Here is a 25,401-nt window from a genome sequence, read left to right as displayed (position 1 = left end):
TCACCGCGGATCGAAGTCGGCGGCGGAGTACTCGTCGAAGATGCGCATGGCGTCCGCGGTCACCGGGCCCGGGGTGTCGGCCAGTTGGCGGCCGTCGATCCGGGTCACGGCCTGCACGTCGCGCAGGGTGGAGGTCAAGAAGATCTCCTCGGCCCGCTCCAGGGCGTCCAGCGGCAGATCGGTCTCCTTGGCGCCGGCCCAGGCGATGGTCAGGGCGCGGGTGATGCCCGCGAGGCAGCCGGAGTGCAGCGGCGGGGTGTGCAGTTCGCCGTCCAGGACGACGAAGACGTTGGAGCCGGTCCCCTCGCAGAGCGCGCCGACGGTGTTGGCGAACAGCGCCTCGGAGGCGCCCCGTTCGCGGGCGCGGGCCAGCGCGACGACGTTCTCGCCGTACGAGGTGGTCTTCAGGCCGGTGAGCGCACCGCGTTCGTTGCGGGTCCAGGGGACGGTGACGGCGGCGGTGGTGTCGGGGCGGCGCTCGGTCGCGGAGAGCGCGATGACCAGGGTGGGGCCGGCCTCGCCGCGGTCCGAGCCGAGCGGGGAGACGCCGCCGGTGTAGGTGATCCGCAGCCGGCCCAGCGCCATCGGGTTGGCGTCGATGACGGCCTCGCAGCCGCGCCGCACCTCGTCCAGGTCGGGGTCGGGCAGGCCCAGACCGCGGGCGGAGGTGGTCAGGCGCTCCAGATGGCGGGTGAGGGCGAAGGCGCGTCCGTGGTCGGCCTTGATGGTCTCGAAGACTCCGTCGCCGACCGTCAGCCCGTGGTCGAAGACCGAGACCCGGGCGCTCTCGGCGTCCCGCAGTGCCCCGTCGAGCCAGATCCTCATCGCTTTCCTCCACTCACCTCATGCAGCCCCGACGCTACCGCGAGCAGTCGGCCGGCCTTCAACTCCGTCTCGGCCCACTCCCGCTCCGGATCGGAGTCCCAGATGATCCCCGCACCGGCGCCGAAGCGGAGCACCGGTCCGCCGGGCGGGGTGCGGTCCAGCCAGAACGTGCGGATGCCGACGGCGAGCTCGCCGGTGCGGCGGTCGGCGTCGACCCAGCCGATGCCTCCGCAATACGGGCCGCGGGGCGCGGTCTCCAGCTCGTCGATGATCCGCAGCGCGCTGGACTTGGGGGCGCCGGTGACCGACCCGGGCGGGAAGGTGGCCGCCAGGAGGTCCGCCCAGGCGGTCTTCTCGTTGGCCCCGTCCAGCTCCCCGCTCACCGTGGAGACCAGGTGGACCAGGCCGGGGTGCTCCTCGACGGCGCAGAGTGCCGGGACGGTGACCGTGCCGGTGGCGCAGACCCGGCCGAGATCGTTGCGGACCAGGTCCACGATCATCACGTTCTCCGCCCGGTCCTTCTCCGAGAGGTCGGCCGCGGTCCGGCCGGTGCCCTTGATGGGGCCGGAGGAGACGGTGCGGTCGTCGCGCCGCAGATACAGCTCCGGGGAGGCGCTGGCGATCTCCACGCCGTGGTCGGGCAGCCGGATGGTGCCGGCGTACGGGGCGGGGTTGCCGCGGGCCAGGACTGCCGAAAGCGCGTCCACGTCGGCGCGGGCGGGGTCGGGCAGCGGCGCGGTCAGTACCCGGCAGAGGTTCACCTGGTAGACGTCGCCGGCCGCGATGTGTTCACGGACGCGCCGTACGCCGGCGGTATAGGCGTCGCGGTCCAGGGAGCTGGTCCAGGCGGTGGGGGCGGGGCCGCACCAGCCGTCGGGGGCGGGCGCGTCCGCGGCCGTGGCGGGGCGTACGTCGGCGAAGCGGGCGCACACCACCGAGCCCTCGAAGTCGGCGGTCACGGCCCACCAGCCAGTGGAGTCCAGGGCCGCGGGGTCGCTGGTCACATCCCGCAGGCCGGTGGCTATCAGGCCGCCGAAGCGGGCCATCGGAGCGAAGTCATGCACGTCAGCGAGTCTATGGCGGGGACCGCCGAGCCGCCTGTGCCGAGCGTGCAGCGCAGCACGCTGCACAAACGCGTTTTTGTACTGGCCCCGGAATCCGCTAGAGTTCAACACGTCGCCGGGACGCGCAAGCGCCCCGGAGGCGGAGTAGCTCCCCGACGTAGTCTGGGAGAGACACCTGCGGACGTAGCTCAGTTGGTAGAGCACCACCTTGCCAAGGTGGATGTCGCGAGTTCGAGTCTCGTCGTCCGCTCGATGTGGGGGATCTTCCCGAACCCCCTCACTCCTGGTGGAGTGGCCGAGAGGCGAGGCAACGGCCTGCAAAGCCGTCTACACGGGTTCAAATCCCGTCTCCACCTCCAAGGACGATTAGCTCAGCGGGAGAGCGCTTCCCTGACACGGAAGAGGTCACTGGTTCAATCCCAGTATCGTCCACTGGTCCGGCTCCACCGGGCCCCCGCGCGATTAGCTCAGCGGGAGAGCGCTTCCCTGACACGGAAGAGGTCACTGGTTCAATCCCAGTATCGCGCACGCAGCTGCGGATCTTCGTGATCCGCGGTCCCGAGGACGATTAGCTCAGCGGGAGAGCGCTTCCCTGACACGGAAGAGGTCACTGGTTCAATCCCAGTATCGTCCACACTCAAGCCCGAGGGCCGGAGCATCTCGCTCCGGCCCTCGGGCTTTGTACGGGCTCGTTCAGGACGAGAACAGCATGTGGCCGAAGCTGCGGTGGTGGCCGTGGTGCCCATGGTGACCGTGGTGGCCGTGGTGCGGGGCGCCCCAGGCGGGGGCGGCCGGGTATGCCTGCGGGGCGGGCGGCGGCGGGGCCTGCTGGGTCCACTGCGCCTCAAGGCGGGTCAGCGCCTCCAGCTCGCCGTAGTCCAGGAAGATCCCCCGACAGCCGGCACACTGCTCGATCTGCACGCCATTGCGCTGGTATGTCTGCATCGGTGCATGGCACTTGGGACACTGCATCGTCGGCTCAACTCCCGTTATCGACTTCCGCTCACGGCGGCGCCGCCCGAACGGTCTCCCGGCGGCGAGGTGTTCACCCTACGACGCGGCCGGCGGGCCCCAACTGCTGAGGCAGGGAAGTCATCCGGGCACAGGCGTCGACGAGCGCGCACTCGACCTCGTCCAGGGGGCGGGCCGCGGCGGCGGCCTTGGCGACGGCGAGCGCGGCGGTCTGCACCGTCAGGGCGCGGGCCGGTATCTCCAGGTCGGGCCAGGGGTCGCCGTCGGCGCGTACGGCGCGGCCGCCCGCGGCGCGGTAGGCGGCCAGGAAGCGGGCCCAGACGTCCGGGGCGAGCAGGCCGGTGGCGAACCAGGCGGCGGGGCGGGCCAGGTCCCAGGCGCCGTCGCCCAGGCCCAGGTCGTCGATGTCTATCAGGAGCCAGGGGCCGTCCGCGGCGGGGTGACGGACGAGCTGGCCCAGATGCAGATCGCCGTGGCAGAGGATGCCGGTCTGCGGCGGTGGGGCGGCTCCCCGGGCCCACGGCGGGAGCAGGGACCAGGCGCGGGCCGTGACCGCGGCGGCCGCGGGGAGGTTTCCGGGACCGGACGCCGGTGTACGGGGCGCGGGGAGCGGGCCCGCGGCGGACTTGGACGTCAGGGCACTGCGCATACGGGCCAGCGCGCGAGCGGCCTTGGCGGGGCCGCGCATCGGCGGGACGGGGCCGGGCAGTTGGCGCGGATCGACGCCGTGCAGCCGGGCCAGCAGCCGGGCGGCGTCCTCCCAGGGGGCGGCGTCCGGGTCGTCGGGCGGGACCGGGCTGCCGTAGGGCCAGTGGGTGACCGCGCGGCCGTCGCCGGTGCGGGTGAGGAGGCCGTCGGGGGCGGTGACCGGGAGCGGGGGCAGCAGGATGCCGTGCAGGAGGGGGTGGGCGGCGATGCGCAGCCGGGCGGCGAGGTCGCGGAGGTCGGCGTCGGGGGCGTGGGTCTTGATGACCGTGCGGCCGCTGCGGACGACCGTGCCGTCGGGGCGGTCGGCGAGCACCTCGGGCGCGGTGGCCGGGGCGGCGGTGCGGCCGGACGGCGGTGCGGTCATGGTTCCCCCTCCCCGGGGCCGCCGCGGGCGGATGTGCCGTGGGTGGTGGTGCGCAGGGGTGCGGCCCGGCCTCGGATCGTACGCGCGGAGCGGACACGGCGCGCGGGGCGGGACCGGTCGGGCGGCGGGACCTGCCGGGCGACAGGATCGGTCGGGCGGCGGGACCGGTCGGGCGGCGGGACCGGTCGGGCGGCGGGACCGGTCGGGCGGCGGGTCGGGAAAGCTCGAAGGCCGGGCATCTCCCCAGATGCCCGGCCGTTCGTGCCGTCCGCCGCACCCCCGTCCCCACGGGGTTTTCGGCCGGAGTCCCCCGTCCGGGCCGCTCTCCCGGTCCTGGGGTGCCGCTCAGCGCCCCAGCATTCCGGCCACGGACGACGCCTGTGTGATGACGGCTTCCCAGCCGCCGAAGACCACGGCGAGAACGATCGCCAGCGGCACCACCATGGCCACCGCGACGAGGGGATGGCGGGTGCCCGAGGACTGCTGGCCGCCGAGCGTCGAGGCGAACCTGCGCCCCTGCGCCCGAAGCGCCGTCAGTCCTGAGATCCGATCCATCGTCCCGCTCCCGTCGTGTTCGGAGCGGCGGGCGTCTGACCTCGGGGGACGAGTGCTGCGCCCGCCGCTTGGAGACAACACTAGGCACGCGGAGGGCGGCGGGCATCATGCCGTCGTACCTATTGGTCGGCCTCCAGGAGGATGACGGAACGGCTCCTCGTGTACTCCCCTGGGTGGAGACAGGGCACGGCGGACCTGGGGACATCCCCCAGGGGACGCGGCCGATCCCCCGGCCGCGGGCCCTCGCAGGCGGCCTGGGCGTGACCTCTCTCACGTCGGCCGCTCCCCCGCGCGGCACTCTCCCGCCCCCGCGGCGCGCTCGTCCCGCCGGGCCTTCCACCGCCCGGGACGCGTCCGCGGCGTCCCGCGCCGTCCTGTACCGCTCTCCTTTCGCTGCGTCAATCTCCTTTCCGCTACTGACCATTGGGATCACACAGGGGAATTCGTGGCGTACGACGGCCGGTTCCCTCCCGCGTTCCGAGGATCGCACCCGCCACCGACAATCCGGTCGCCGACGCATGCGCGGCCTATCAGCACAGCGAGCCGTCAATCCGTAAGCTGTGCCACGTCAGACGGTTGGCAGCGGAGGGGTCTTCCCCACCGCAGGTAGGGGACGGACATGGCGATGATGCGGCTCCGACGCGAGGACCCGCGTGTCGTCGGGACGTTCCGGCTGCACCGCCGGCTCGGCGCCGGCGGGATGGGCGTGGTCTATCTCGGGTCGGACAAGCGCGGCCAGCGGGTGGCGCTGAAGGTGATCCGGCCGGACCTGGCGGAGGATCAGGAGTTCCGCTCGCGGTTCGCCCGCGAGGTCTCCGCGGCCCGCCGGATCCGCGGTGGCTGCACCGCCCGCCTGGTGGCGGCGGATCTCGACGCCGACCGCCCGTGGTTCGCCACCCAGTACGTACCGGGGCCCTCCCTGCACGACAAGGTCAACGAGGAGGGCCCGCTGTCGCCGGCGCAGGTCGCCTCGATCGGCGCGGCGCTGTCGGAGGGACTGCTGGCCGTGCACGACGCGGGAGTGGTGCACCGCGACCTGAAGCCGTCCAACATCCTGCTGTCGCCCAAGGGCCCGCGCATCATCGACTTCGGTATCGCCTGGGCGACCGGCGCCAGCACACTGACGCATGTGGGTACGGCCGTCGGCTCGCCGGGCTTCCTGGCGCCCGAGCAGGTGCGCGGCGCCGCCGTGACGCCGGCCACCGACATCTTCGCGCTGGGCGCCACCCTCGCCTACACCTGCACCGCCGACTCCCCCTTCGGGCAGGGCAGTTCGGAGGTCATGCTCTACCGCGTGGTCCACGAGGAGGCGCAGCTGGCCGGGGTGCCGGACGCGCTGGCCCCGCTGCTCGCCTCGTGCCTGGCCAAGGACCCGGCGGACCGCCCCAGCACCCTGTCGCTGTCGCTGCGGCTCAAGGAGATCGCGGCCCGTGAGGCGCACGGCCTGTCCGGTGGTCCGATGGAGAACGGCGTCGGCACCGGGGCGGGTTGGGGCCGTACGGAGCGCCGCCCCTCGGACCGCCCGACCGGGCAGCGCGCCGAGGAGTACTCCCGGCAGCGCACCGAGCGGGGGACGGCGGGCTCGTCGGCGCCGCGTTCGCACCCGTCGCGCCCTTCGGCGCCGCGGGACTCCGCCGCCCGGCCGGCCGCTCCGGCATCGGGCGCGGGGAAGAACCAGCGGACCGGCGGGCGCAACGGGCGGCGGGGCCCGGCGGCGCGGCCCACGGGCCGAAACGGTTCGCGTACGCCGGTGCGCACGGGAGCGGGCGGGCGCCGGCCCGGCCCCGACCGGCGGCTGCTGCGCCAGCGGGTCATCGTGTTCGTGGTGGTGACGCTGCTGGTGGCGCTCGGTATCGCGGCGGCCCAGGGATGCCAGGGCCCGGCCCACGCGGTGGGGGTGGAGCGGCAGCTGCCGGCCGCGCCGCACGGGGGCGCGGAGCGGCCCTACGGGGTGGGGGAACAGAACCCTTAGGGGGTGCGAGGGCCCCCTGCGGGCCTGCAACGGGGTGGGGGCGGGGGATATTCCCGTCCGTCAGGCGGGGCGGCCGGTCGTCACGGCGTAGAACGCCACCGCGGCGGCCGCACCGACGTTGAGCGAGTCCACGCCGTGCGCCATCGGGATGCGGACCCATTCGTCGGCGGCCCGCAGGGCACCGGTGGTCAACCCGTCGCCCTCCGCGCCCAGCATCAGGGCCGCGCGCTCCAGGGTGTGCGGGGCGGCCTCGTCGATGGCGGTGGCCTTCTCGGCCGGGGTGAGCGCCAGCAGCTTGAAGCCCGCTTCCCGTACGACGGACAGATCGCGGGGCCAGCTCTCCAGACGGGCGTACGGCACGGAGAACACCGCGCCCATGGAGACCTTCACCGAGCGGCGGTAGAGCGGGTCGGCGCAGTCCGGGGAGAGCAGCACCGCGTCCATGCCGAGGGCGGCGGCGCTGCGGAAGATCGCGCCGATGTTGGTGTGGTCGTTGACCGCCTCCATGACCACGATGCGGCGGGCGGCGGCGAGCAGTTCGCCGGCCGCGGGCAGCGGCTTGCGCTGCATCGAGGCCAGCGCGCCGCGGTGCACGTGATAGCCCGTCACCCGTTCGGCGAGGTCGGGGCTGACGGCGTAGACCGGCGCCGGGACCTCGTCGATGACATCGCGCATGACGTCGACCCACTTGGCCGAGAGCAGCATCGAGCGCATCTCGTAGCCGGCGTGCCGGGCGCGCCGGATGACCTTCTCGCCCTCGGCGATGAAGAGCCCCTCCGCGGGCTCGCGCCGGCGCCGCAGTTCGACGTCGGTCAGGCCGGTGTAGTCGGCCAGCCGCGGGTCGTCCGGGTCGTCGACGGTGATGATTTCTGCCACGGGGAGATAGTGCCTTGTCGGTGTCGAGGTTCCAATGCCGCGTCCGGGATCGGTTACCTGTGGGTAGCGGCGGCGCCTACGGTGACGACGTCCCCGATGACGATGACCGCCGGGGGGCGGACGCCCTCGGCCCGTACGGTCTCGCCGAGGGTCGCCAGGGTCGCGTCCACCCGGCGCTGGGTGGCGGTGGTGCCCTCCTGGATGACGGCGGCCGGGGTGCCGGCGGGGCGGCCGTGCTCGATGAGCTTGGCGGCGATGGCGCCGCTGTTCTCCACGCCCATCAGCACGACGAGGGTGCCGCGCAGCTTGGCGAGCGAGGACCAGTCGACCAGCGAGCGCTCGTCGTCGGGGGCGACATGGCCGCTGACGACGGTGAACTCATGGGCGACGCCGCGGTGGGTGACGGGGATGCCGGCGGCGCCGGGGACCGAGATGGTGCTGGAGATGCCGGGCACGACCGTGCAGGGGATGCCCGCTTCGGCGAGCGCCTGAGCCTCCTCCATGCCGCGGCCGAAGACGAACGGGTCGCCGCCCTTGAGGCGGACCACGGCCTTGCCCGCCTTGGCGTGCTCGATCAGCGCGTTGTTGATGGCCTCCTGGGCCATGAAGCGGCCGTAGGGGATCTTCGCGGCGTCGATGACCTCGACGTGCGGGGGGAGTTCGGCGAGCAGGTCGCGGGGGCCGAGGCGGTCGGCGATGACGACGTCGGCCTCGGCGAGCAGACGGCGGCCGCGGACGGTGATCAGGTCCGGGTCGCCGGGTCCGCCGCCGACCAGCGCCACGCCGGGCGTGTGGGGGCGGCGGTGGTGCGGGGCGGCGATGCTGCCGTCGCGCAGGCCCTCGACGATGGCGTCGCGCACGGCGGCGGAGCGGCGCGGGTCGCGGCCGGTGAGCACGGCGACGGTCACGCCCTCGCTGCGGCCGGTGGCCGGCGTCCAGGCGGTGGCGGCCTCGGCGTCGTCGGCGCGTACGCACCACACCCGGCGGTCCTCGGCCTCCTGGGACGCGGCGGCGTTGGCCTGCGGGTCGTCGGTGGAGATCAGTGCGTACCAGGCGTCGGCCAGGTCGCCGGCCTGGTAGCGGCGGCGCTCCCAGCGGATCTCGCCGGCGTCGGCCATCGCCTCGACGGACGGGGTGGCGGACGGGGAGACCAGCAGGACGTCGGCGCCCGCGGCGACGAGCGAGGGGAGCCGGCGCTGGGCGACCTGCCCGGCCCCCAGGACGACCACCCTGCGGCCGGACAGCCGCAGTCCGACGGGGTAGGCGGCGTGTTCGGCGACGTGCTCAGCCATGGCGGTGCGGCTCCTTGTGCGGTGGTACGACTTCGACGACCAGCTCAGTCGCTGCGGCTCCGGAGCGGCTGATGAGGGGCGATACGGCCCACGGGGCGGTACGGCCCCGGCCCACAGCCTATGGGGCTGCGGGCCGGGGGTCATGCGGGGGCGGCCGGGACCGGCCGCCGCCGCTCAGCTCTTCTCCGTCACCCCGGCGGAGTCGAAGGTGGCGACCTCATGCATGGCACGGGCGGCGCTCTGCACCACCGGGAGGGCGAGCAGGGCGCCGGTGCCCTCGCCGAGGCGCAGATCGAGGTCGACCAGCGGGCGCAGGCCCAGCTTGTTCAGCGCCGCGACATGGCCCGGTTCGGCGCTGCGGTGGCCGGCGATGCAGGCGGCCAGCGCCTCGGGGGCGATGGCGCGGGCCACCAGGGCGGCGGCACCGGCGCTGACGCCGTCCAGGATCACCGGCGTACGCAGCGAGGCGCCACCGAGGATCAGGCCGACCATGGCCGCGTGCTCCAGTCCGCCGATCGCGGCGAGGACGCCGACCGGATCGGCCGGATCGGGCTGGTGGAGTTCCAGAGCGCGGCGGACCACATCGACCTTGCGGGCGTGCGTCTCGTCGTTGATGCCGGTGCCGCGGCCGGTGACCTCGACCGGGTCGACGCCGGTGTAGACGGCGATCAGCGCGGCGGAGGTGGTGGTGTTGGCGATGCCCATCTCGCCCGTGAGCAGCGCCTTGTTGCCGGCCGCCACGAGGTCGCGGGCGGTCTCGATGCCGACCTCGATCGCCTTGAGGACCTCCTCCTGCGTCATCGCCGGGCCGGCCGTGAAGTCGGCGGTGCCGGCGCGGACCTTGCGCGGCAGCAGTCCGGGCGTGGCGGGGAGTTCCCCGGCCACTCCGACGTCCACGACGCACACCTCGGCGCCGACCTGGTTGGCGAAGGCGTTGCAGACCGCGCCGCCGCCCAGGAAGTTGGCGACCATCTGGCCGGTGACCTCCTGGGGCCAGGGGGTCACGCCCTGGGCGTGCACGCCGTGGTCGCCGGCGAAGATCGCGACGGCGGCCGGCTCCGGGATCGGCGGCGGGCACTTGCGGGACAGACCGCACAGCTGCGCGGAGATGATCTCCAGCATGCCCAGCGCGCCGGCCGGCTTGGTCATCCGCTTCTGCCGCTCCCATGCCTCACCGAGCGCCTTGGCGTCCAGGGGGCGGATGCCCTGGAGGGTCTCCTGGAGGAGGTCGTGCGGGTTCTCGCCGGGCAGCGCGCGGCGGCCGTAGGTCTCCTCGTGGACGACCCAGGACAGCGGCCGGCGCTTGGACCAGCCGGCCTGCAGCAGCTCGGGCTCCTCGGGGAACTCGTCGACGTATCCGACGCACAGGTAGGCGACGACTTCGAGGTGCTCGGGCAGGCCCAGCTCGCGGACCATCTCCCGCTCGTCGAAGAAGCTGACCCAGCCGACGCCCAGGCCCTCGGCGCGGGCGGCGAGCCAGAGGTTCTCGACCGCGAGCGCGGAGGAGTACGGGGCCATCTGCGGCTGGGTGTGCCGGCCGAGGGTGTGCCGGCCGCCGCGGGTGGAGTCGGCGGTGACGACGATGTTCACCGGCGTTTCGAGGATCGCCTCGATCTTCAGCTCGCGGAACTGCTTGGCGCGCGCCTTGGGCAGCGACTTGGCGTACGCCTCGCGCTGCTGCATGGCGAGCTGGTGCATCTTCTCGCGGGTCTCGGCCGAGCGGATGACGACGAAGTCCCAGGGCTGGGAGTGGCCGACGCTGGGGGCGGTGTGCGCCGCCTCCAGGACGCGCAGCAGCACCTCGTTGGGGATCGGGTCGCCGCGGAAGCCGTTGCGGATGTCGCGGCGCTCGCGCATCACGCGGTGCACGGCGGCGCGCTCGGAGTCGTCGTAACCGGCGGCGGGGGCCGCGGCGGGCAGACCGTCGGCGGCCGCGGGCTGCTCCGCCTCGGCGGCCGGCGGCTGCTCGTCGTCGTGGCCCTCGCCGAGCTGGACGAGTTCGGCGGCGTCCTGCGGCTGGGGGGCCTCGTCGCCGGTCGCCTCGGGCTGTGCGAGAGCGGCCGCCGCGGGCTGGTCGTCGGCCGCGGGCGTGGCGGGGTCGTCCGCGGTGGCCGGCGCCGCGACCTGCGCGACGGGCTGGTCGCCGGACGCCTGGGCAGGGATGTGGACGGTCACGGGCTGCGGGTCGGCGGCCGCTTCGGGCGGGGTGGGCCCGGCGGCCACGGGCTCGGCGGTCGCCGCTTCCGTGTCCGCGGCGGGGACCGCTGCCTCGGCTGAGCCGTCGGCCTCGATCGGGGCGGCGGGCTCGATCGGGGCGGCGGGCTCGGTGGGCGCGCTCGCCTCGGCGGGGTCGTCCGGGGTGTCCGCACCGGCCGCTGCGGGCTGCTGCTCGGCCGGGGCGTCGGCGCCCTGGGGCGCGGCCTCCGGCGCGGGTGCCTCGGTGGGCTGCTGCGCCGCGGGGTCCACGGGGGCGACGGGCTGGGGCTGTGCGTCGGCCGGCTGCTGCGCCTGCGGCGGCTCTATGGCCGTCTGCTGCTCCACGGGTGCGGCGCCCTCTGCCATGGGCAGGGCGACGGGGCCCTGCGGGGCCGCGACCGGGGCGGCCGCGGGCTCGTCGGCCGGGGCGGCAGCCTCGGGCTGCGCCGGGGCATCGGCGGTCGGGGCATCGGCGGTCGGGGCGGCCGGCTGGCCGGGCTGGGGCTGGTCGGCGGCCTGCGCTGCGACGGGGGCGGCCTGCGGCGCGTCCGCCTGGGGGGCGGGCGGCTGCTCCGCCACGGGCTGCGCGGCCGCGACGGCCTCGGCGGGGGCCTCGGCGGCGGGCGGTGCCGTCGCCGTGCCTTCGGCGGCGGGCTGCTGGTCCACGGGCTGCTGCTCGCCCTCGGCGGCGACCGCCTCGGGCTGCTGAACGGCCACGGGGGCGTCCTGCGCGGGGCTGTCCTGTGCGGGAGCGTCCTGGACGGGGGCCGCCTCCTGAGCCGGGGTGTCCGGCGCGGCGGCGTCGGCAGCCGGCGCATCCACCGCGACGGCATCCGCGGCCACGGCATCCGCGGCCACGGCGAGCGCTTCCGCCGCGACCGGGCCGTCCTGACCCGGCGGCACCGCGTCGGGCAGCGCCGCCGCGGCCACGTCCTGCGGCGCTCCCGCCGCCTCGCCCGGCGCGGCCTGCACCGCGTCGGCCGCGGCGCCCTCGGCACCGGCGGCGTCCGCGACCACGGCCGCCTCATCGGTCTGCGCACCGTCCTCAGCGGGCGACGGCATGGGCGCCGGCTGCGCCGGTCCGGCCGGCGGCGGCACGTCCTGTGCGACCGGCTGGACGGCCTCGGCGCCCGGCACGGCGGCATCGGCGGGCACGACCGTTTCCGCAGCCGGAGCCGCGACGGCCGGTGCCGGAGCCTCGCCCCACTGCGGGACCTGCGAAGGGATCTCACCGAGCTGCGGGCCGGGCAACGGGCCCTGGCCGGCGGCCCCGTAGGTCTGCTCGGCGGACAACTGCCCACCGTAGGAAGGCGCACCGCCGGGAAGGCCGCCGTAGGGCTGCTCGCCGTGCGCCGGCACCGCGACGGGCTGACCGGGCACCGGCTTGCCGACGGGCTGCTCCGCGTACGCCTGGCCGCCGGGAACCGGCTGCTCGGCCGGCGCGGCCTCGGGGGCCTCCGCCGGCGCGTCGAAGTACTCGGGGCCGCCGGTCGGCACACCGACGGGCGGCGCCGGGCTCTGTGCCGGGGTCTCGGCGGGGCCGCGGTCGGCGAGCGAACGCACCACGCCGCCGGTCGCGTCGGGGACGGGCGGGCCCATGTGCAGCGGACGGCGCGGCGACGCCGTCGCACGGGCGCGGTCCGGCTGCGGCGGGGCGGCGGGCTGGGGAATGCGGACGGCGCTGAGGTCGACCGAACCGGAGTCCCGGCCGCCGCTCTCGTGGTCACCGGCCTGGGCGGGCATCGGCTCGAAACCGGCGGCCGGCTGCGCGGCGGCGTCGAACGGTGCCGCGTGCTGGGGCTGCGGGGCCGCACCAGGGTGGGTCTCCTGCGGCAGCGGCGCCGGCTGCTCGCTCCAGGCGCCCTGGGCACCCGGCATCAGCAGCAGGTCGTCGTCCTCGACGACGCCGTCGGTCTGGTCGAGGTAGGGGTACTCACCCGGAGGGGTCACCATGCCCGGCAGCTCCGTCGGTCCGGGGTCGGCAGGGGAAGGAGCGGCCGCGGGCTGCGGCTGCCCGGGATGTCCGCCTGCGTTCTCCGGCAGTCCCTCGCCCGGGACCTGGCCGGTGTCGGTCATGCGTACCCCTCGCCCATTGGTAGTGCTCCTTCCAACCGCTCGTGCGACGCGCTCGACCGGGGCGCGCCGACGCCCCGATAGCTAGAACGAGCGAGCACGCCTCGCGGCACGTCCGCTCTCCACAGCTTCATATTCATCCAAAACCACGGCAATTTCCGGATATTGGCGTACGAAGCCGAACGCGGAACGGCGGCGCAACGATCCGCCAGCCTACCTCGCGCGGGTTGCCGTGCTGGTCACGGGTGAGGAACGCGATACCCGCCGACCAAAAACACCACGGACCGCTCGCGTTCGACCCAGGCGGAGGTGTCCAGGTCCACGGACTGCAGCAGGGCGCACTCGACTTCATAGCCGCCGTCCGCCAGCACCCGGCCGAGCGATTCGGCCTCGTCGCGGGTGGCGGCGTGGGTGACGATCCGTTCGGGACGGCGGTCCGCGCAGGCCGTGACGACCTCCGCTCCCCCGCCGCCGACCCGCACCACGTCGGGCTCGGGGAGGTCCTCCAGGATGTGCGGCGCCCGGCCGTGCACGACCTGGAGTTGGACGCCGTGGCGGCGGGCGACGGCGGCGGTGCGCTCGCAGGCGTCCGGGTCGGCGTCCACCGCGATGACCGCGGCGCCGAAGCGCGCGGCCTCCACGGCGGCGGCTCCGCTGCCGGTGCCGATGTCCCAGACCAGGTCGCCCACCTGCGGGCCGAGGCGGGCCAGTTGGGCGGTGCGCAGCTGGACGGACTCGCCCTCGCCCAGGGCCCCTCCGTAGGCGCGGGCCGGCAGCCCCCAGCCCCGCGGTCCGGTCGGATGGCCGACCTCGTGGCCGGCGATCCAGCCGGTCCCCTGGGTGGCGGCGCCGCCGGGCGCGCCGCCGACCACGATGACGACGTTGGGATCGCGCCAGACGTGGTCGGCGACCTTGTCGGAGGTGAGGACCGTCACCCGCTCCCGGTCGGTGCCCAGGTCCTCGCAGATGACGAAGGTGCGGTGGACGCCGCCGAGCAGCAGGGCGAGTTCGGCGGGGCCGGCGCCGGGCGAGGTGAGCACCGCGACCTTGGTGTGGGCGCGGCAGACGTTCACCGCGCGGCGCAGATCGCGGCTGTGGGCGACGACGATCTGGGCGTCGTCCCAGGGCATGCCGGCCCGCGCGAAGGCGGCCGCGACGGAGGAGACGGCCGGCACCACTTCCACTTCCAGTCCGTGCTCCGGTGCGCGCAGGGTGCGTACGACGCCGAAGAAGCCGGGGTCGCCGTCGGCCAGCACGACGGCGGTGCCGCGGTGCTGGGCGATCCGGCGGGCGGCCAGGGTCACGCTGCCCAGCCGGATCCGTTCGGCGTTCGGCGGGACTTCGGGCAGTGCGAGGTGGTGGGCGGCGCCGGCCACCAGCGTGGCGGCGCCGAGGGCGGAGCGGGCGGCGTCGGTCAGCGGGGAGCCGTCCCATCCGATCACCGTGACCCGGTCGGCCATGCTCGTCAGTCTCCTGGGGCTGCTGTGGGTACGCGGGCAGGTGCGGCGGCGCAGTGGCCGCGGGGTCGCCGCGGGCCGGTGGTGGTGCCGCTCATGGTGCGCGGGTCCGCGCTGGTCGCGCGGGTGCGCGGCAGGCCGAGAGTACCCCGTGGGGCGGTGAGCCCGGCGCGGCGCGGGGTCAGTTCCACTCGGGGTAGGTGAATCCGTTCGCGTCGGCCATCCGGCCGGGGACGCCGTCGAGGTCCTCGGGCAGCAGGCTCCACACGATCAGATCGGTACGGATGTCCGTCCAGCCGCCGTCCTCCGTGCGGCTGCGGGCTATCCAGGCGTTGCGCAGCACTCCCTCGCTGATGCAGCCGATCTTCTGGGCGACCTGCTGGGAGGCGGTGTTGTCGGCGGCGGTGCGCAGCTCCAGGCGTTCGAACTTCTGGTCCTGGAAGAGCCACTGCGCGACCGCGAGGACGGACTCCGAGGCATAGCCCTCGCCGCGTGCCCAGGCGGCGGTGACATAGGCGATCTCTGCGCTGCGGACCCGCCAGTCGGTGTGGTCGAGGTGGACGGTGCCGACCAGCCGCTGGGTGAGGAACTCGGTGACGGCCAGCGCGATACCGCGGCCTTGGGTGCGTACGGCGGCGGCCTTGCCGGTGGCCCAGGCGCGGGCTTCGGCGGTGGTGTACGGGTGCGGCAGCGCGGTCCAGGCGGTGACCAGCTCGTCGGACATCATCTCGGCGAGGGCGGGCACGTCGGCCTCTTCGAACGGGCGCAGCACCAGCCGGTCGGTGCTGATGGAGATGTCCGGAAAGGTGGATGTCATGCCGCTGCTCCAACGCCGTTGACCTGGTGCTCCGGGACGTCGCGGACTGTCCGCCGCGAGGTCACGGGCCGTTTTGACCGTATGAATGCACCAGCATGCAGCATCGGACTGCGGGTGTGCCACGCGCGCGGTCCCCGGCCGCGCGTGGCGCGGGACCGGGGACCGGGGATCGTCCGCCCGACCGGCAACCGCGCGGTGACCTGCGGCGGAGCGATGGCAGGGGCGGGCGGCGGGCGGGTGCGGGCGGGAGCCAGGGGGCTGGACGGGCGCGACGCGGCCGGGTCGCGCGACGAGGCCGGGTCGCGCGCGACGAGGCCGGGCCGCGCCGGGGCGGATCGGCCCGGCGGCGCGCGCAACCTCTCCACTACACCCGCCCACCCCCCGTAGGGGGGTGGGCGGAGGGGAAAAACCCAACCGGGAAACCCAACCGGGAAAGCCAACCGGCAAAACCCAACCGGGGAAAGGCCAACCGGAGCAGCCGGCAAGCACATTTCACCCCGTCAGGACATATCAGCCCTTGGCCGGACCGAAGGCCGGGATGACCGAGCCGTCCTTGTACTTGTCCTCGATGAACTTCTTGACCTCGGGGGAGTTCAGGAGCTTGGCGAGCTTCTTGATCCGCGGGTCGTTCTCGTTGCCCTTCTTGACGGCGAGGAAGTTGGCGTAGGGGTTGTCCTTCGCCTTCTCCAGGGCGAGCGCGTCCTTGGAGGGCTTGAGCTGGGCGCCGATGGCGAAGTTGCCGTTGATGATCGCGGCGTCGACGTCGTCGATGCGCGGCGCGGTCTGTGCGGCCTCCAGCTCGGTGATCTTGATGCCCTTGTCGTCCTTGACGTCGGTCAGCTTGGCCTCCGAGCCGACGCCGGGCTTGAGGGTGATCACGCCGTTGTCGGCGAGCAGCTTGAGCGCACGGCCCTCGTTGGACGGGTCGTTGGGGACCGAGACGGTGCTGCCGGACTTCAGGTCGGAGAGCTTGTCGATCTTCTTGGAGTAGAGGCCCAGCGGCTCGATGAGGACGTTCTGGACGGGCACGATGTGCGTGCCGTTCTCCTTGTTGAAGGTGTCGAGGAACGGCTTGTGCTGGAAGAAGTTGGCGTCGACCTGGCCGTCGTCGGTGACCTTGTTGGGGATCTTGTAGTCGTTGAACGGCTTGACGACCAGCTTCAGGCCCGCCTTGTCGGCCAGCTCGTTCTTGACGAAGTCGAGGATGGTGCCGTGCGGGGTGGGGCTCGCGGCCACGACGAGGGGGGCGCTCTTGTCGCCCTTGTCGCCGGAGGCGGTGGTGTCGGAGGGGGCGGAGCAGGCGCTCGCGCCGAGGGCCACGGCGGAGGCGGCGGCGACGGCCACGGTGATCTTGATGGTGTTACGCACGAAGAGTGCCTCTTTCCTGTTCACGAACGGGGTTCCCGTGTGATGTCCGCCCGGCAAAGGGTCCGGGCTCTTGGGTGGTGCTGGTGGTGCTGGTGGTGCGGAGGGGATCAGACGGCCTCGGTGGCGGCCGCCGGCTCCTCGCTGCGGGCGCGGCGCAGGCCGACGCGTACGGAGGAGGCGCGGGCGCCGCGCCGGGCGAGCCGGCGGACGACCAGGTCACCGAGCAGCTGGACGAGCGTGACGAGGACGATCAGCTCCACGACGGTGGTGATCATCAGCGCGGTCTCGTACTGCTGGTAGCCGTAGGTGTAGGCGAGGTTGCCCAGGCCGCCGCCGCCGACCGCACCGGCGATCGCGGAGTAGCCGATCAGCGTGATGACGGTGGTGGTCACGGCCGCGACCAGCGCGGGCAGCGCCTGCGGCAGCAGCACCTTGAAGACGATGGTCCAGGTGCCGCCGCCCATCGCCTGGGCCGCCTCGACCAGGCCGTGGTCGACCTCGCGCAGTGCGGCCTCGACCAGCCGGGCGAAGAACGGGATGGCGGCGATCGCGAGCGGGACGACCGCGCCGGTCGGGCCGATGGAGACGCCCACGACGAGCCGGGTGAAGGGGATCAGCACGACGATCAGGATCAGGAACGGGAAGGACCGTCCGATGTTCACGATCGCGCCGAGGACCTTGTTGACCACGACGTTCTGCAGGATGGCACCGCGGTCGGTCAGATGCAGCAGCACCCCGACCGGGACGCCGACCAGCACCGCGTAGAACGTCGACCACCACACCATGAAGAGGGTGTCGAGCGTGTTGTCGTAGAGCAGCGGCTGCATCTGGTTCCAGCTCACTTGGCACCTTCCTTGTCCAGCTCGGCGGCGGGCGCCGGGATCGCCGGGGAACCGGTCTCACCGGCCACGCCGGCGACGTCGACCTGAAGTCCCTGCTCACGCAGGAAGCCGATGGGCACGACGTTCTCCTCGAAGGGGCCGGGCAGCTCGATGCGCATCCGGCCGATCTGCTTGCCGCCGACGGTGTCCATGGCGGCGCCGAGGATCGAGATGTCGACGTTGTAGGTGCGCGACAGCTCGGAGATGACCGGGCGGGTGGCGGCGGAGCCGTGGAAGGTGACGTCGACGACGGTGCTCTGCCCGGTCGAGGGCTCGCCGCCGACCGGGAACAGCTCCCGGGCCAGCTCCGAGCCGGGGGTGGCCAGCAGCTCGGCGACGGTGCCCTGCTCGACGACCCGGCCGTTCTTCATCAGCGCGGCCGAGTCGCAGATCGTCTTGACCACGTCCATCTCGTGCGTGATGAGCACGATGGTCAGGCCCAGCTTGCGGTTGAGGTCGCGCAGCAGCGTCAGGATGGAGCGGGTGGTCTCCGGGTCCAGGGCGCTGGTGGCCTCGTCGGAGAGCAGCACCTTGGGGTCGCCGGCCAGCGCGCGGGCGATGCCGACGCGCTGCTTCTGGCCGCCGGAGAGCTGGGCGGGGTATGCCTCGGCCTTGTCGGCGAGGCCCACCAGGTCCAGCAGCTCCAGGGCCTTGCGGGAGCGCTCGCGGCGGTCGACCTTGAGGATCTCCAGCGGCAGTTCGACATTGTCCTGGACGGTGCGCGAGGACAGCAGGTTGAAGTGCTGGAAGACCATGCCGATGTGGCTGCGCGCGGCCCGGAGCTGGGCGCTCGCGCGCCGGCCGCGCCCGGCTATGGACGTCAGTTCCTGGCCGGCGACGGTGACCGTGCCGGAGGTGGGGCGCTCCAGGAGGTTCAGGCAGCGGATGAGGGTGGACTTACCGGCGCCGCTCTGGCCGATGACGCCGTACACCTCGCCCTCGCGGACGTGCAGATCGACGCCGTCCAGGGCGGTGACTTCGCGGTCTCCTGAACGGTAGACCTTGCTCAGGCCCGTTGTGGTGATCACAGGGAATTCCGTCACTGTCGAGTGCTCGGCGGCTCGCCCGCCGGGCACGGGGCATTCTTGCGAGTGCGGCAGAGGGGAACGGGGAGCGGCGGCGGGCGCGAGGGCCCGGCTCCGGGTTCCGGTGACGCGGGGCGGCCGAGGGCGTCGGGAACCGACGTACGGCGCATGGCGGCAGGGCCTCGCTTCGGGGCGCGAGACACAGGCGGGGGCCCTCAGCAGTCACACATTCGACACATGCAACGAGCACCGGGCGTCATTTTCGCCTCGGTCGCAGGGGTGCGGCAGCTCGTCGTGGTCATGGCGGCAAGTAAACCAGACGGCGGTATGGACCGATCAAGTGTCCGTATACCGGACAGGCTCGACCGGTCCGTGGACGCCGCTCACGGGGCGACGGTGATCTCCACCGCCCGGTCCATGGCCTGCGCGGATATCGCCGAGAGGTCCGGAACCAGGACATCGGCGGACAGCTCGTCGGCCCGGTGCGTTGTGGTCAACGCCACGGTCACCATCCCCGCCGCGCGGCCCGCCGCCAGCCCGGCCGGCGCGTCCTCGAAGACCACACAGCGGGCCGGGTCCACGCCGAGCCGCTCCGCCGCGAGCAGATAGGGCTCCGGGTCCGGCTTGCCGCGGCGGACGTCGTCGGCGGCTATCAGGTGCTTGGGGCGGATCCCGGCCTGCCCCAGCCGCGCCTCGGCCAGCCGCAGGGTGGCGGAGGTGACCACCGCCCACCGCTCGGCGGGCAGGCTCTCCAGCAGGGCGCGGGTACCGGGCAGCCGCACCACTCCCCCGGCGACGTCCTCGACCTCCAACTGCTCGATCCGGGCCAGCGCCGCCGGAACCCGGTCCGCGGGCAGCAGATCGGCGACGATCTCGACCGCCGGGCGGCCGTGCAGCTCGATCCGGGCGAACTCCTCCGCGGTGATGCCGTACTCCCCGGCCCAACGGGCCCAGCAGCGGTTCACGGACTCGATCGAGGAGATCAGTGTGCCGTCGTTGTCGAAGAGGAGGGCGTCCGCGTGAATCTTCATGGTGTCCGAGCCTACGGGCGACCCCGGGGGTGGGCGCATCGGGTCTTTTGGCCCGTAATAGGGTCTGCGCATGCTTGATGCCCTGACGGTCGCGACCAGCGTCGCCGCGCTCGCGCTCGCCGCCTGGTGCGGTTTCGCCGCCTACCGAGACCAGCAGACCAAGGACTGGCACTTCATCGGCATGGCCGTGGTGTCGCTGCTCGCCGTGGTCCAGCTGATCATCGGCATCGTCCAGTTGGCGCGCGGCGAGAAGCCGGAGCAGGGCACGACGATCTTCGTGGCGTATCTGCTCGGCGCCTTCGCCTGCATTCCGGCGGCGGGGTTCATGTCCCTTGCGGAGCGCACCCGTTGGGGTTCGGCGACGGTCGCCGCGGGCGGCGTGGTCCTGGCCGTGCTCGAAGTGCGTCTGTTCGACATCTGGGGAGGCTGAGGTGACCGCGACCGACAAGACCGCCGAGGAGGGCGCGCCGCGCACCCGCCGGAAGCTGATCGGCGGCCCGGGCATCCTGCTGGTCTGGCTGTACGGCGTGATGGTCGTCGGCGCCGTGTCGCGCTCCGTCGTCCAGATCGCCACGGACTTCGACCGCGCCCCGCTCGCGTACACCCTGTCCGCGCTGGCCGGCCTGGTCTACGGCTTCATCACCTACTCGCTCGTACGCGGCGGGGAGGCAGCCCGCAGGGCGGCGCTGGTGTGCTGCGCCGCCGAGCTGGTGGGCGTGCTGACCGTGGGCACCTGGACGCTGATCGAGCCGTCCGCCTTCCCCGACGCCACGGTCTGGTCGGACTACGGGATGGGCTACCTCTTCATCCCCGTCCTGCTGCCGGTCACCGGGATGCTGTGGCTGCGCCGGGCGCGTAGCGCGTAGGGCGGCCGAAGTCCGGTGTACGGGCCCGCCGTCGTGCGGGCCCGTTCCCGTTCCGCGAAGGGGCGTGCCTAGGGCCTGTCCGATGGGTCCTGGCCGGGAGCTAGGCCCGGGCTGCGAACTCCTCGGCGGCCGCTTCCTTCTCCAGGGTGATCACGCTCAGCCGCTGGCTGAGCTGCTCGGTGGCCACCGGGGCGTAGCCGTGGCTGCGGTAGAGCCGGATGTTGCCCTCGCTGCGGTGGCCGGTCAGCAGCCGGAAGCGCCGGGCCGCCCGCTCGGCGGCCAGCCGCTCCTCGACCGCGGCCAGCAGCCGGCCGCCCAGGCCGTGCCGCTGCAGCCGGGGGTGCACGATGAGCTTGGCTATCCGCGCGGTGCCGTCCGCCTCGACCGTGCCGCGCACGGACCCGACCACCTCCTCGCCGAGCCGGGCCACCACGACGCAGCCCCCGCTCAGTTCGGCGCGCAGCGCCTGCAGGGTCTGGGTGAGCGGCTCGATGCCGTAGTCGTCGTACAGCGCGGCCTCCGTCTGGTAACAGAGGTACTGCAGCTTGAGGATCTGCTCGGCGTCCTCGTCGGTCGCCGCAGAGATGGTCACACTCGTGCCCATGCCCGTATGCCTCCCCTTGTCGGTTGGCCCGGGCGCGCTGAGGGTGAGAGGGGTGCGCCCGGACGTGGTGCCCTGACTTCCGGACTCCCCGGAATGTGGCGGCGGCAATCGCCGCCGTGAGCATTCTGCGCAGGCGTTTGGGGCAAACGGAACGGACCGGCAGCCAGCTCGCCTGTGACATTCCCAACTCAAATGAGAATCCAGGTTGCTGGTGCCGGTCCGGAAGGCGTCGCGCGCCTTCGAAAGCAAGATCAGCGCTTGCGGAACTCCTCGGCGGCCAGCAGCGCCGTGTCGGGGTTGTCGGAGAACATGCCGTCGATGCCGGTGGCCAGGCACGCGGCGAAGTAGCCGAGCGCGTCCCCGTAGGCGTCGGGGTCGGTGCCGCGGCGGTAGTCGGTGGGCAGGAAGGTGTTCTCGTTGCGGCCCGTGTACGGGTGCAGGACCAGGCCGGCCGCGTGCGCGTCCTTGACCAGCGAGGTGGGCTTGCCGGACTTGCCGGCCGCGTCCCTGGGGATGATCTCGGTCAGCGACGGGCCGATGCCCTGGGCGAAGCCCGCGATCCACTTCAGGCCGGCGGGCTTGATGAGGTCGGCGACGGTGCGCGGGTCACCGGCCTCCACGAAGTCCCAGGGCCGGGTGTCGGGGGCGTCGAGCAGCACCACCTTGGGGCAGTCCACGAGCCGGCCGAGCCGCTGGATGCTGCCGGGCTCGAACGACTGGAGGAAGTTCGGGGAGTCCTTGCGGTGCCGGCCGTGCGCGCGCAGCGCCCTGGCCACCCGCTCCTCCAGCCCCAGGCCCAGCTTGCGGAAGTAGGTGGGGTGCTTGGTCTCGATGTGCAGCCAGACCCGGCGCCCCCGCTTGCGGCCTTCGCTCTCGGCCCAGCGCAGGACCTCCTCGAAGGTCGGCACCTGCCACCGGCCGTCGTAGAGGGTGTTGTGCTGCCGGGTGCCCGGTATGCGCTCCTTGGCGCGCAGCGTCTTGAGCTCGGCGAGCGTGAAGTCCTCGGTGAACCAACCGGTCAGCGCGGTGCCGTCGACGGTCTTGGTGGTCTTGCGGTCCGCGAACTCGGGGTGCGCGGAGACGTCGGTGGTGGCGGTGATGTCGTTCTCGTGACGGCAGACCAGGTGGCCGTCCTTGGTGGGGACGAGGTCCTGCTCGATGACGTCCGCGCCCATGTCGAGGGCGAGTTGGTAGGACCCGAAGGTGTGCTCGGGGCGGTAGCCGCTGGCACCGCGGTGGCCGACGATCAACGGGACCGGCAGCTCCCGGCCCGCGGCACCGCGTCCGCTCGCGCTCGCCTGGCCGGCCCCGCCGAACACCGCCGCTCCCGCGCCGAGAGCCGCCGCCCCCAGCACCGTCCGCCGTCCCGGCTGCTGCCGCTTCTGCATACCCACGCTCCTTGTGTGTGTTCTTTGGTGAGGTTCCGGGTGCTTCCGGGTGTTTTCCGGGATGCGTCAAGGCGTGTTGCGCACCTGCCCGCGGAACCGGGCCGATCGTAAGCACGGACGGGTCATGCCGGGGAGACGCACGCCGACTTCGGAGGGAACATGGTGGTAACACACATCAACCCTGAGTCAACTGTGCGTATCGACCTCGTGAACCCGATGTGCGCGCGGGAGTAACCCGCGAGTATGGTCCTGGGCTGCAGAGTTCTGCTCCCGCTCGACATTGACCAGCCACGACCCGGAGGGCCCGTTGTCCCGCATTGTGCTGAAGGCGATCCTCGGATTCGTCATGCGTGTCCTGTACCGCCCACAGGTCGAGGGCATGGAGCGCATTCCGGCGACCGGACCGGTGATCCTGGCCGGCAACCACGTCACCTTCATCGACTCGCTGTTCCTGAGCCTGCTCGTCAAGCGCCCGGTGTACTTCATCGGCAAGGACGAGTACGTCACCGGCAAGGGCCTCAAGGGCCGCCTGATGGCCTGGTTCTTCACCAGCGCCGGCATGATCCCGGTGGACCGGGACGGCGGCCACGGCGGTGTGGCGGCGCTGATGACCGGCCGCCGGATCCTGGAGCAGGGCAAGGCCTTCGGCATCTACCCCGAGGGCACCCGCTCCCCCGACGGCCGCCTCTACCGCGGCCGTACGGGCATCGCCCGGCTCACCCTGATGACCGGCGCGCCCGTCGTCCCCTTCGCGATGATCGGCACGGACAAGGTGCAGCCCGGCGGCAAGGGCCTGCCGCGCATCGCCCCGGTCACCGTCCGCTTCGGTGAGGCGCTGGACTTCTCCCGCTACGACGGCATGGACCGCGACCGCTACGTCCTGCGGGCCGTCACCGACGAGGTGATGAGCGACGTCATGGAGCTGTCCGGCCAGGAGTACGTCGACATGTACGCCACCAAGGCCAGGGCCGCCTGACCCACCGGTCGGCCACCGCGAACGGGCCCCATCCGATCCTCGGACGGGGCCCGTTGCGCTGCCCGGGGGCGTGGCCCGCGCGGGTCAGCAGGGGACGCGGAAACCGCGGTGCGCGCGCTGGCCCTCGGCACCGCCGGTCCGCGCGGTGCGCAGCGCCACCTCGGGCCGCGGTACGGGGCTGCCGTCGTGGAGGAGTTGCTGCCCGCGCTGGGCGACCACGCCGGTGTGGGCGCCGGGCGCCTGGGTGTTCCGGGCCGAGACCCGGTTCAGCGGTGCGGGCTCCAGCAGCTCCCTGGTGCGCACGAAGGTGATGAAGCTCTCGAAGTCGCGGGTGTGCCGGACCGGTGCGGTGAACCCGGTGAAGGCGCTGAAGCCGTCCTGGTTGATGAGGGTGTACGAGGGGGCGGCGAGCCGGTAGCGGCGGGTGAGGTCGAGGGCGGTGCCGTCGATGAACACCTCGGCCGGGTCGATCCGTCGGCCGACCTTGCCCGCGGCGTCGAAGGTGTAGCGCACGTTGCCGGAGACCGCCAGCGGCGAGAAGCCCAGGCTCCCGCCGGCGGTCGGCGCCCACTGCTCCTCCAGCGCGTCGTGGATCTGCCGGCCGGTGACGGTGACGGTCATGATGGGGTCGCCGAAGCCGACGGCGTTCCAGGCCTGCCCGAAGGTGAGGGCGCCGTCCGCCGCCTCGTCGCGGATCAGATCGCCGGCGATCACGGCCTGCCCGACGCGTGGGGCGACCGCGATGACGGCGAGTTCCGCGGGAGTGTTGGGGTGGTCGGCGGGGTCGTCCATCGGGCCGAGCGGCTGCCGGCCCGCCCACAGGGCCCAGTCGGCGACGAGGTCGCCCATGGTGGACTCCCCCACCGCGTTGCGCCGCCGGGTGAAGGAGGCGGTCTGGGTCCCGATCCGGCTGCCGGCGCGGCGGGAGCCGTAGTTCGCCCAGTACGCGGCGATCGACCGCAGCTCCGGGTCGGGTGCCACATCACGGGTGTTGGGGTGGTTGACGGAGGTGGTCAGCTCACGGATCACCGCTCCGGTGTCGGGGTCGAGCCGCAGGTTGATCTCGTTGACGAGCTGGCCGTAGCAGCCGGCCTCGACGAACGGGCGGGGGGTGCCGTCGGGGTCGGGCAGCATCATGGTGAAGGCGTTGTGCCAGTGGCCGGTGACGATGGCGTCGATGTCCGGGGAGGCGCGCAGCGCCAGTTCGTAGGCGGGCCCCGAGGGGTTCTTGCCGCTGGAGAAGTCGCTGCCGGCCACCGCGCCGTCGTGCACGCTGAGGACGATGGCGTTGACACCGCGCGACTTGAGCTCCTTGGCGCAGCGGTTGGCGGTCTCCAGCTCGTCCAGGGTGCGCAGGCCGGGCTGGTAGGAGCCGGGGAAGGACTCGGTGCCGATGGCGGTCAGATGGATGAAGCCGACCGGCAGCCGGCGGCCGCCGCCGGCGTCCACGTACGCGATGTTGTACGGCGGCAGGACGAGTTCGCCGCTGGCGTTCCACACGATGTTGGCGCTGTAGTAGGGGAACTTCGCGCCCCGGAAGCGGCGGCCGGTGGAGTCCTCGAAGTCGTCGTCGCGGCCGGTGACCGGGAACCCGTCGCCGTCCTCCATGTGCGATCTCAGGAACGTCGCCGACTTGTCGAACTCGTGGTTGCCGGCCGAGGCGAAGTCCATCCCCATGGCGTTGAGGGCCTCGATGGTCGGCTCGTCGGCGAAGGAGGCGGCGTCGAACTCCCAGCCGGAGAAGAGGTCGCCGGGTGCGAAGAACAGCGAGTTGCGGCGGCCGTCGCGCAGCCGTTCCAGGTGAGCCGCCATATAGGCGACTCCGCCGACGGTGTACTGCTTGCCGCCGGCGCCGGTGATGACGGAGTGGGCGCCGGGCGCGCCCTGCAGATAGCCGTGCAGATCGGTGATGTTGAGGAGCTGGACGTCGACGTATTCGTCGGCGGTGCCCGCGTCGCGGGCGTGGTCGGTGGCGTAGGCGTCGCTGCCGATGGCGCTCGCGGTGGCCAGGGCCCCCGCGGCGGTGAAGAAGGACCGTCGTCCGATGTCGCGCACTGCGTCACTCTCCTGAGCGGGCCGTCCGTAGGGGGA

The 25,401-nt window shown here is 73.3% G+C and carries 21 protein-coding genes and 5 tRNA genes; 9 read left to right on the top strand and 17 right to left on the bottom strand.

Going from position 1 to position 25,401, the window contains the following annotated elements:
* Both ACZ4NB_RS21285 and ACZ4NB_RS21280 read right to left on the bottom strand, forming a co-directional pair.
* Nucleotides 1–825 carry an aminotransferase class IV gene (locus ACZ4NB_RS21285; protein ID WP_467663649.1) on the bottom strand — a complete coding sequence of 275 codons (825 nt, stop codon included), beginning with the start codon at nt 823–825 and terminating at the stop codon, nt 1–3.
* On the bottom strand, nt 822–1,889 hold the full coding sequence (locus tag ACZ4NB_RS21280) for a chorismate-binding protein (protein ID WP_467663647.1): 1,068 nt from the start codon (nt 1,887–1,889) through the stop codon (nt 822–824). Before ACZ4NB_RS21280 ends, ACZ4NB_RS21285 begins: the two co-directional genes overlap by 4 nt.
* 177 nt (nt 1,890–2,066) lie before the next feature.
* On the opposite strand from ACZ4NB_RS21280, the gene ACZ4NB_RS21275 reads away from it, so the two are divergent.
* From ACZ4NB_RS21275 to ACZ4NB_RS21255, 5 genes are all read left to right on the top strand, one after another.
* Nucleotides 2,067–2,139 (top strand) — tRNA-Gly (locus ACZ4NB_RS21275).
* Between the two features lie 35 nt (nt 2,140–2,174).
* Nucleotides 2,175–2,248, top strand: a tRNA-Cys gene (locus ACZ4NB_RS21270).
* 1 nt (nt 2,249) lies between these two features.
* A tRNA-Val gene (locus ACZ4NB_RS21265) sits at nt 2,250–2,321 on the top strand.
* A 24-nt stretch (nt 2,322–2,345) separates the two neighbouring features.
* Nucleotides 2,346–2,417, top strand: a tRNA-Val gene (locus ACZ4NB_RS21260).
* A 34-nt stretch (nt 2,418–2,451) separates the two neighbouring features.
* Nucleotides 2,452–2,523 (top strand) — tRNA-Val (locus ACZ4NB_RS21255).
* Nucleotides 2,524–2,582: 59 nt separating this feature from the next.
* Here ACZ4NB_RS21255 and ACZ4NB_RS21250 read toward each other — a convergent pair.
* From ACZ4NB_RS21250 to ACZ4NB_RS21240, 3 genes are all read right to left on the bottom strand, one after another.
* Complete coding sequence (locus ACZ4NB_RS21250; protein ID WP_393488016.1) at nt 2,583–2,861, bottom strand: TFIIB-type zinc ribbon-containing protein; 279 nt, start codon at nt 2,859–2,861, stop codon at nt 2,583–2,585.
* 73 nt (nt 2,862–2,934) lie between these two features.
* Nucleotides 2,935–3,933: a phosphotransferase family protein gene (locus tag ACZ4NB_RS21245; protein ID WP_467663644.1), complete on the bottom strand. Its 999-nt coding sequence runs from the start codon at nt 3,931–3,933 to the stop codon at nt 2,935–2,937.
* Nucleotides 3,934–4,278: 345 nt separating this feature from the next.
* Nucleotides 4,279–4,488, bottom strand: coding sequence for a hypothetical protein (locus ACZ4NB_RS21240; protein ID WP_467663643.1), 210 nt, complete (start codon nt 4,486–4,488; stop codon nt 4,279–4,281).
* Between the two features lie 619 nt (nt 4,489–5,107).
* On the opposite strand from ACZ4NB_RS21240, the gene ACZ4NB_RS21235 reads away from it, so the two are divergent.
* On the top strand, nt 5,108–6,460 hold the full coding sequence (locus ACZ4NB_RS21235; RefSeq protein ID WP_467663641.1) for a serine/threonine-protein kinase: 1,353 nt from the start codon (nt 5,108–5,110) through the stop codon (nt 6,458–6,460).
* A gap of 60 nt (nt 6,461–6,520) precedes the next feature.
* Here ACZ4NB_RS21235 and ACZ4NB_RS21230 read toward each other — a convergent pair whose 3' ends face one another.
* The 9 genes from ACZ4NB_RS21230 to ACZ4NB_RS21190 form a co-directional block, all read right to left on the bottom strand.
* Entirely contained in the window at nt 6,521–7,336 is an 816-nt protein-coding gene (locus ACZ4NB_RS21230; RefSeq protein ID WP_467663640.1) for a TrmH family RNA methyltransferase, read from the bottom strand.
* A gap of 53 nt (nt 7,337–7,389) precedes the next feature.
* Nucleotides 7,390–8,628, bottom strand: a complete 1,239-nt coding sequence (cobA, locus tag ACZ4NB_RS21225; protein ID WP_467663638.1) for a uroporphyrinogen-III C-methyltransferase — start codon at nt 8,626–8,628, stop codon at nt 7,390–7,392.
* 174 nt (nt 8,629–8,802) lie between these two features.
* A complete protein-coding gene (gene cobT, locus ACZ4NB_RS21220) occupies nt 8,803–12,900 on the bottom strand; it encodes a nicotinate-nucleotide--dimethylbenzimidazole phosphoribosyltransferase (protein WP_467663636.1) in 4,098 nt (1,365 codons plus the stop codon).
* Nucleotides 12,901–13,136: 236 nt separating this feature from the next.
* The gene (cbiE, locus tag ACZ4NB_RS21215) at nt 13,137–14,357 is read right to left on the bottom strand and encodes a precorrin-6y C5,15-methyltransferase (decarboxylating) subunit CbiE (protein ID WP_467663634.1); all 1,221 of its coding nucleotides are present in this window, start codon (nt 14,355–14,357) and stop codon (nt 13,137–13,139) included.
* 178 nt (nt 14,358–14,535) lie between these two features.
* Nucleotides 14,536–15,171 carry a GNAT family N-acetyltransferase gene (locus ACZ4NB_RS21210; protein ID WP_467663633.1) on the bottom strand — a complete coding sequence of 212 codons (636 nt, stop codon included), beginning with the start codon at nt 15,169–15,171 and terminating at the stop codon, nt 14,536–14,538.
* Between the two features lie 510 nt (nt 15,172–15,681).
* Entirely contained in the window at nt 15,682–16,539 is an 858-nt protein-coding gene (locus ACZ4NB_RS21205) for a MetQ/NlpA family ABC transporter substrate-binding protein (RefSeq protein WP_467663631.1), read from the bottom strand.
* 107 nt (nt 16,540–16,646) lie between these two features.
* The gene (locus tag ACZ4NB_RS21200; RefSeq protein ID WP_467663629.1) at nt 16,647–17,381 is read right to left on the bottom strand and encodes a methionine ABC transporter permease; all 735 of its coding nucleotides are present in this window, start codon (nt 17,379–17,381) and stop codon (nt 16,647–16,649) included.
* Nucleotides 17,378–18,448: a methionine ABC transporter ATP-binding protein gene (locus ACZ4NB_RS21195; RefSeq protein WP_467663627.1), complete on the bottom strand. Its 1,071-nt coding sequence runs from the start codon at nt 18,446–18,448 to the stop codon at nt 17,378–17,380. The genes ACZ4NB_RS21200 and ACZ4NB_RS21195 overlap by 4 nt, the downstream gene beginning before the upstream one ends.
* 380 nt (nt 18,449–18,828) lie before the next feature.
* Complete coding sequence (locus ACZ4NB_RS21190; protein ID WP_467663625.1) at nt 18,829–19,476, bottom strand: HAD-IA family hydrolase; 648 nt, start codon at nt 19,474–19,476, stop codon at nt 18,829–18,831.
* Nucleotides 19,477–19,546: 70 nt separating this feature from the next.
* Here ACZ4NB_RS21190 and ACZ4NB_RS21185 point away from each other — a divergent pair, with 70 nt between their 5' ends.
* Both ACZ4NB_RS21185 and ACZ4NB_RS21180 read left to right on the top strand, forming a co-directional pair.
* The gene (locus tag ACZ4NB_RS21185) at nt 19,547–19,906 is read left to right on the top strand and encodes a hypothetical protein (protein WP_393488035.1); all 360 of its coding nucleotides are present in this window, start codon (nt 19,547–19,549) and stop codon (nt 19,904–19,906) included.
* 1 nt (nt 19,907) lies between these two features.
* Nucleotides 19,908–20,342, top strand: coding sequence for a hypothetical protein (locus tag ACZ4NB_RS21180; RefSeq protein ID WP_467663623.1), 435 nt, complete (start codon nt 19,908–19,910; stop codon nt 20,340–20,342).
* Nucleotides 20,343–20,442: 100 nt separating this feature from the next.
* Here ACZ4NB_RS21180 and ACZ4NB_RS21175 read toward each other — a convergent pair whose 3' ends face one another.
* Together ACZ4NB_RS21175 and ACZ4NB_RS21170 are read right to left on the bottom strand one after the other, a co-directional pair.
* Nucleotides 20,443–20,946 (bottom strand): GNAT family N-acetyltransferase, encoded by a 504-nt coding sequence (locus tag ACZ4NB_RS21175; RefSeq protein ID WP_467663621.1) that lies wholly within the window; start codon nt 20,944–20,946, stop codon nt 20,443–20,445.
* A gap of 251 nt (nt 20,947–21,197) precedes the next feature.
* The gene (locus ACZ4NB_RS21170) at nt 21,198–22,334 is read right to left on the bottom strand and encodes a glycerophosphodiester phosphodiesterase (RefSeq protein ID WP_467663619.1); all 1,137 of its coding nucleotides are present in this window, start codon (nt 22,332–22,334) and stop codon (nt 21,198–21,200) included.
* Nucleotides 22,335–22,641: 307 nt separating this feature from the next.
* Between ACZ4NB_RS21170 and ACZ4NB_RS21165 the strand changes: the two genes are divergently transcribed.
* Complete coding sequence (locus ACZ4NB_RS21165; RefSeq protein WP_467663617.1) at nt 22,642–23,310, top strand: lysophospholipid acyltransferase family protein; 669 nt, start codon at nt 22,642–22,644, stop codon at nt 23,308–23,310.
* Between the two features lie 84 nt (nt 23,311–23,394).
* Here ACZ4NB_RS21165 and ACZ4NB_RS21160 read toward each other — a convergent pair whose 3' ends face one another.
* On the bottom strand, nt 23,395–25,365 hold the full coding sequence (locus ACZ4NB_RS21160; protein ID WP_467663615.1) for a bifunctional metallophosphatase/5'-nucleotidase: 1,971 nt from the start codon (nt 25,363–25,365) through the stop codon (nt 23,395–23,397).
* Nucleotides 25,366–25,401: the final 36 nt, after the last annotated feature.

The sequence above is a fragment of the Streptomyces sp. NPDC026575 genome (assembly GCF_055567415.1).
Note: the sequence above shows the minus strand (reverse complement) of the source record. Positions and strands in the feature narration are given on the sequence as shown.

Coding starts and splice junctions, on each gene's coding strand:
- ACZ4NB_RS21285 (WP_467663649.1), bottom strand. CDS start 825: ATGAGGATCTGGCTCGACGGGGCACTGCGGGACGCCGAGAGCGCCCGG.
- ACZ4NB_RS21250 (WP_393488016.1), bottom strand. CDS start 2,861: ATGCAGTGTCCCAAGTGCCATGCACCGATGCAGACATACCAGCGCAAT.
- ACZ4NB_RS21245 (WP_467663644.1), bottom strand. CDS start 3,933: ATGACCGCACCGCCGTCCGGCCGCACCGCCGCCCCGGCCACCGCGCCC.
- ACZ4NB_RS21240 (WP_467663643.1), bottom strand. CDS start 4,488: ATGGATCGGATCTCAGGACTGACGGCGCTTCGGGCGCAGGGGCGCAGG.
- ACZ4NB_RS21235 (WP_467663641.1), top strand. CDS start 5,108: ATGGCGATGATGCGGCTCCGACGCGAGGACCCGCGTGTCGTCGGGACG.
- cobA (WP_467663638.1), bottom strand. CDS start 8,628: ATGGCTGAGCACGTCGCCGAACACGCCGCCTACCCCGTCGGACTGCGG.
- cobT (WP_467663636.1), bottom strand. CDS start 12,900: ATGACCGACACCGGCCAGGTCCCGGGCGAGGGACTGCCGGAGAACGCA.
- cbiE (WP_467663634.1), bottom strand. CDS start 14,357: ATGGCCGACCGGGTCACGGTGATCGGATGGGACGGCTCCCCGCTGACC.
- ACZ4NB_RS21210 (WP_467663633.1), bottom strand. CDS start 15,171: ATGACATCCACCTTTCCGGACATCTCCATCAGCACCGACCGGCTGGTG.
- ACZ4NB_RS21190 (WP_467663625.1), bottom strand. CDS start 19,476: ATGAAGATTCACGCGGACGCCCTCCTCTTCGACAACGACGGCACACTG.
- ACZ4NB_RS21185 (WP_393488035.1), top strand. CDS start 19,547: ATGCTTGATGCCCTGACGGTCGCGACCAGCGTCGCCGCGCTCGCGCTC.
- ACZ4NB_RS21175 (WP_467663621.1), bottom strand. CDS start 20,946: ATGGGCACGAGTGTGACCATCTCTGCGGCGACCGACGAGGACGCCGAG.
- ACZ4NB_RS21170 (WP_467663619.1), bottom strand. CDS start 22,334: ATGCAGAAGCGGCAGCAGCCGGGACGGCGGACGGTGCTGGGGGCGGCG.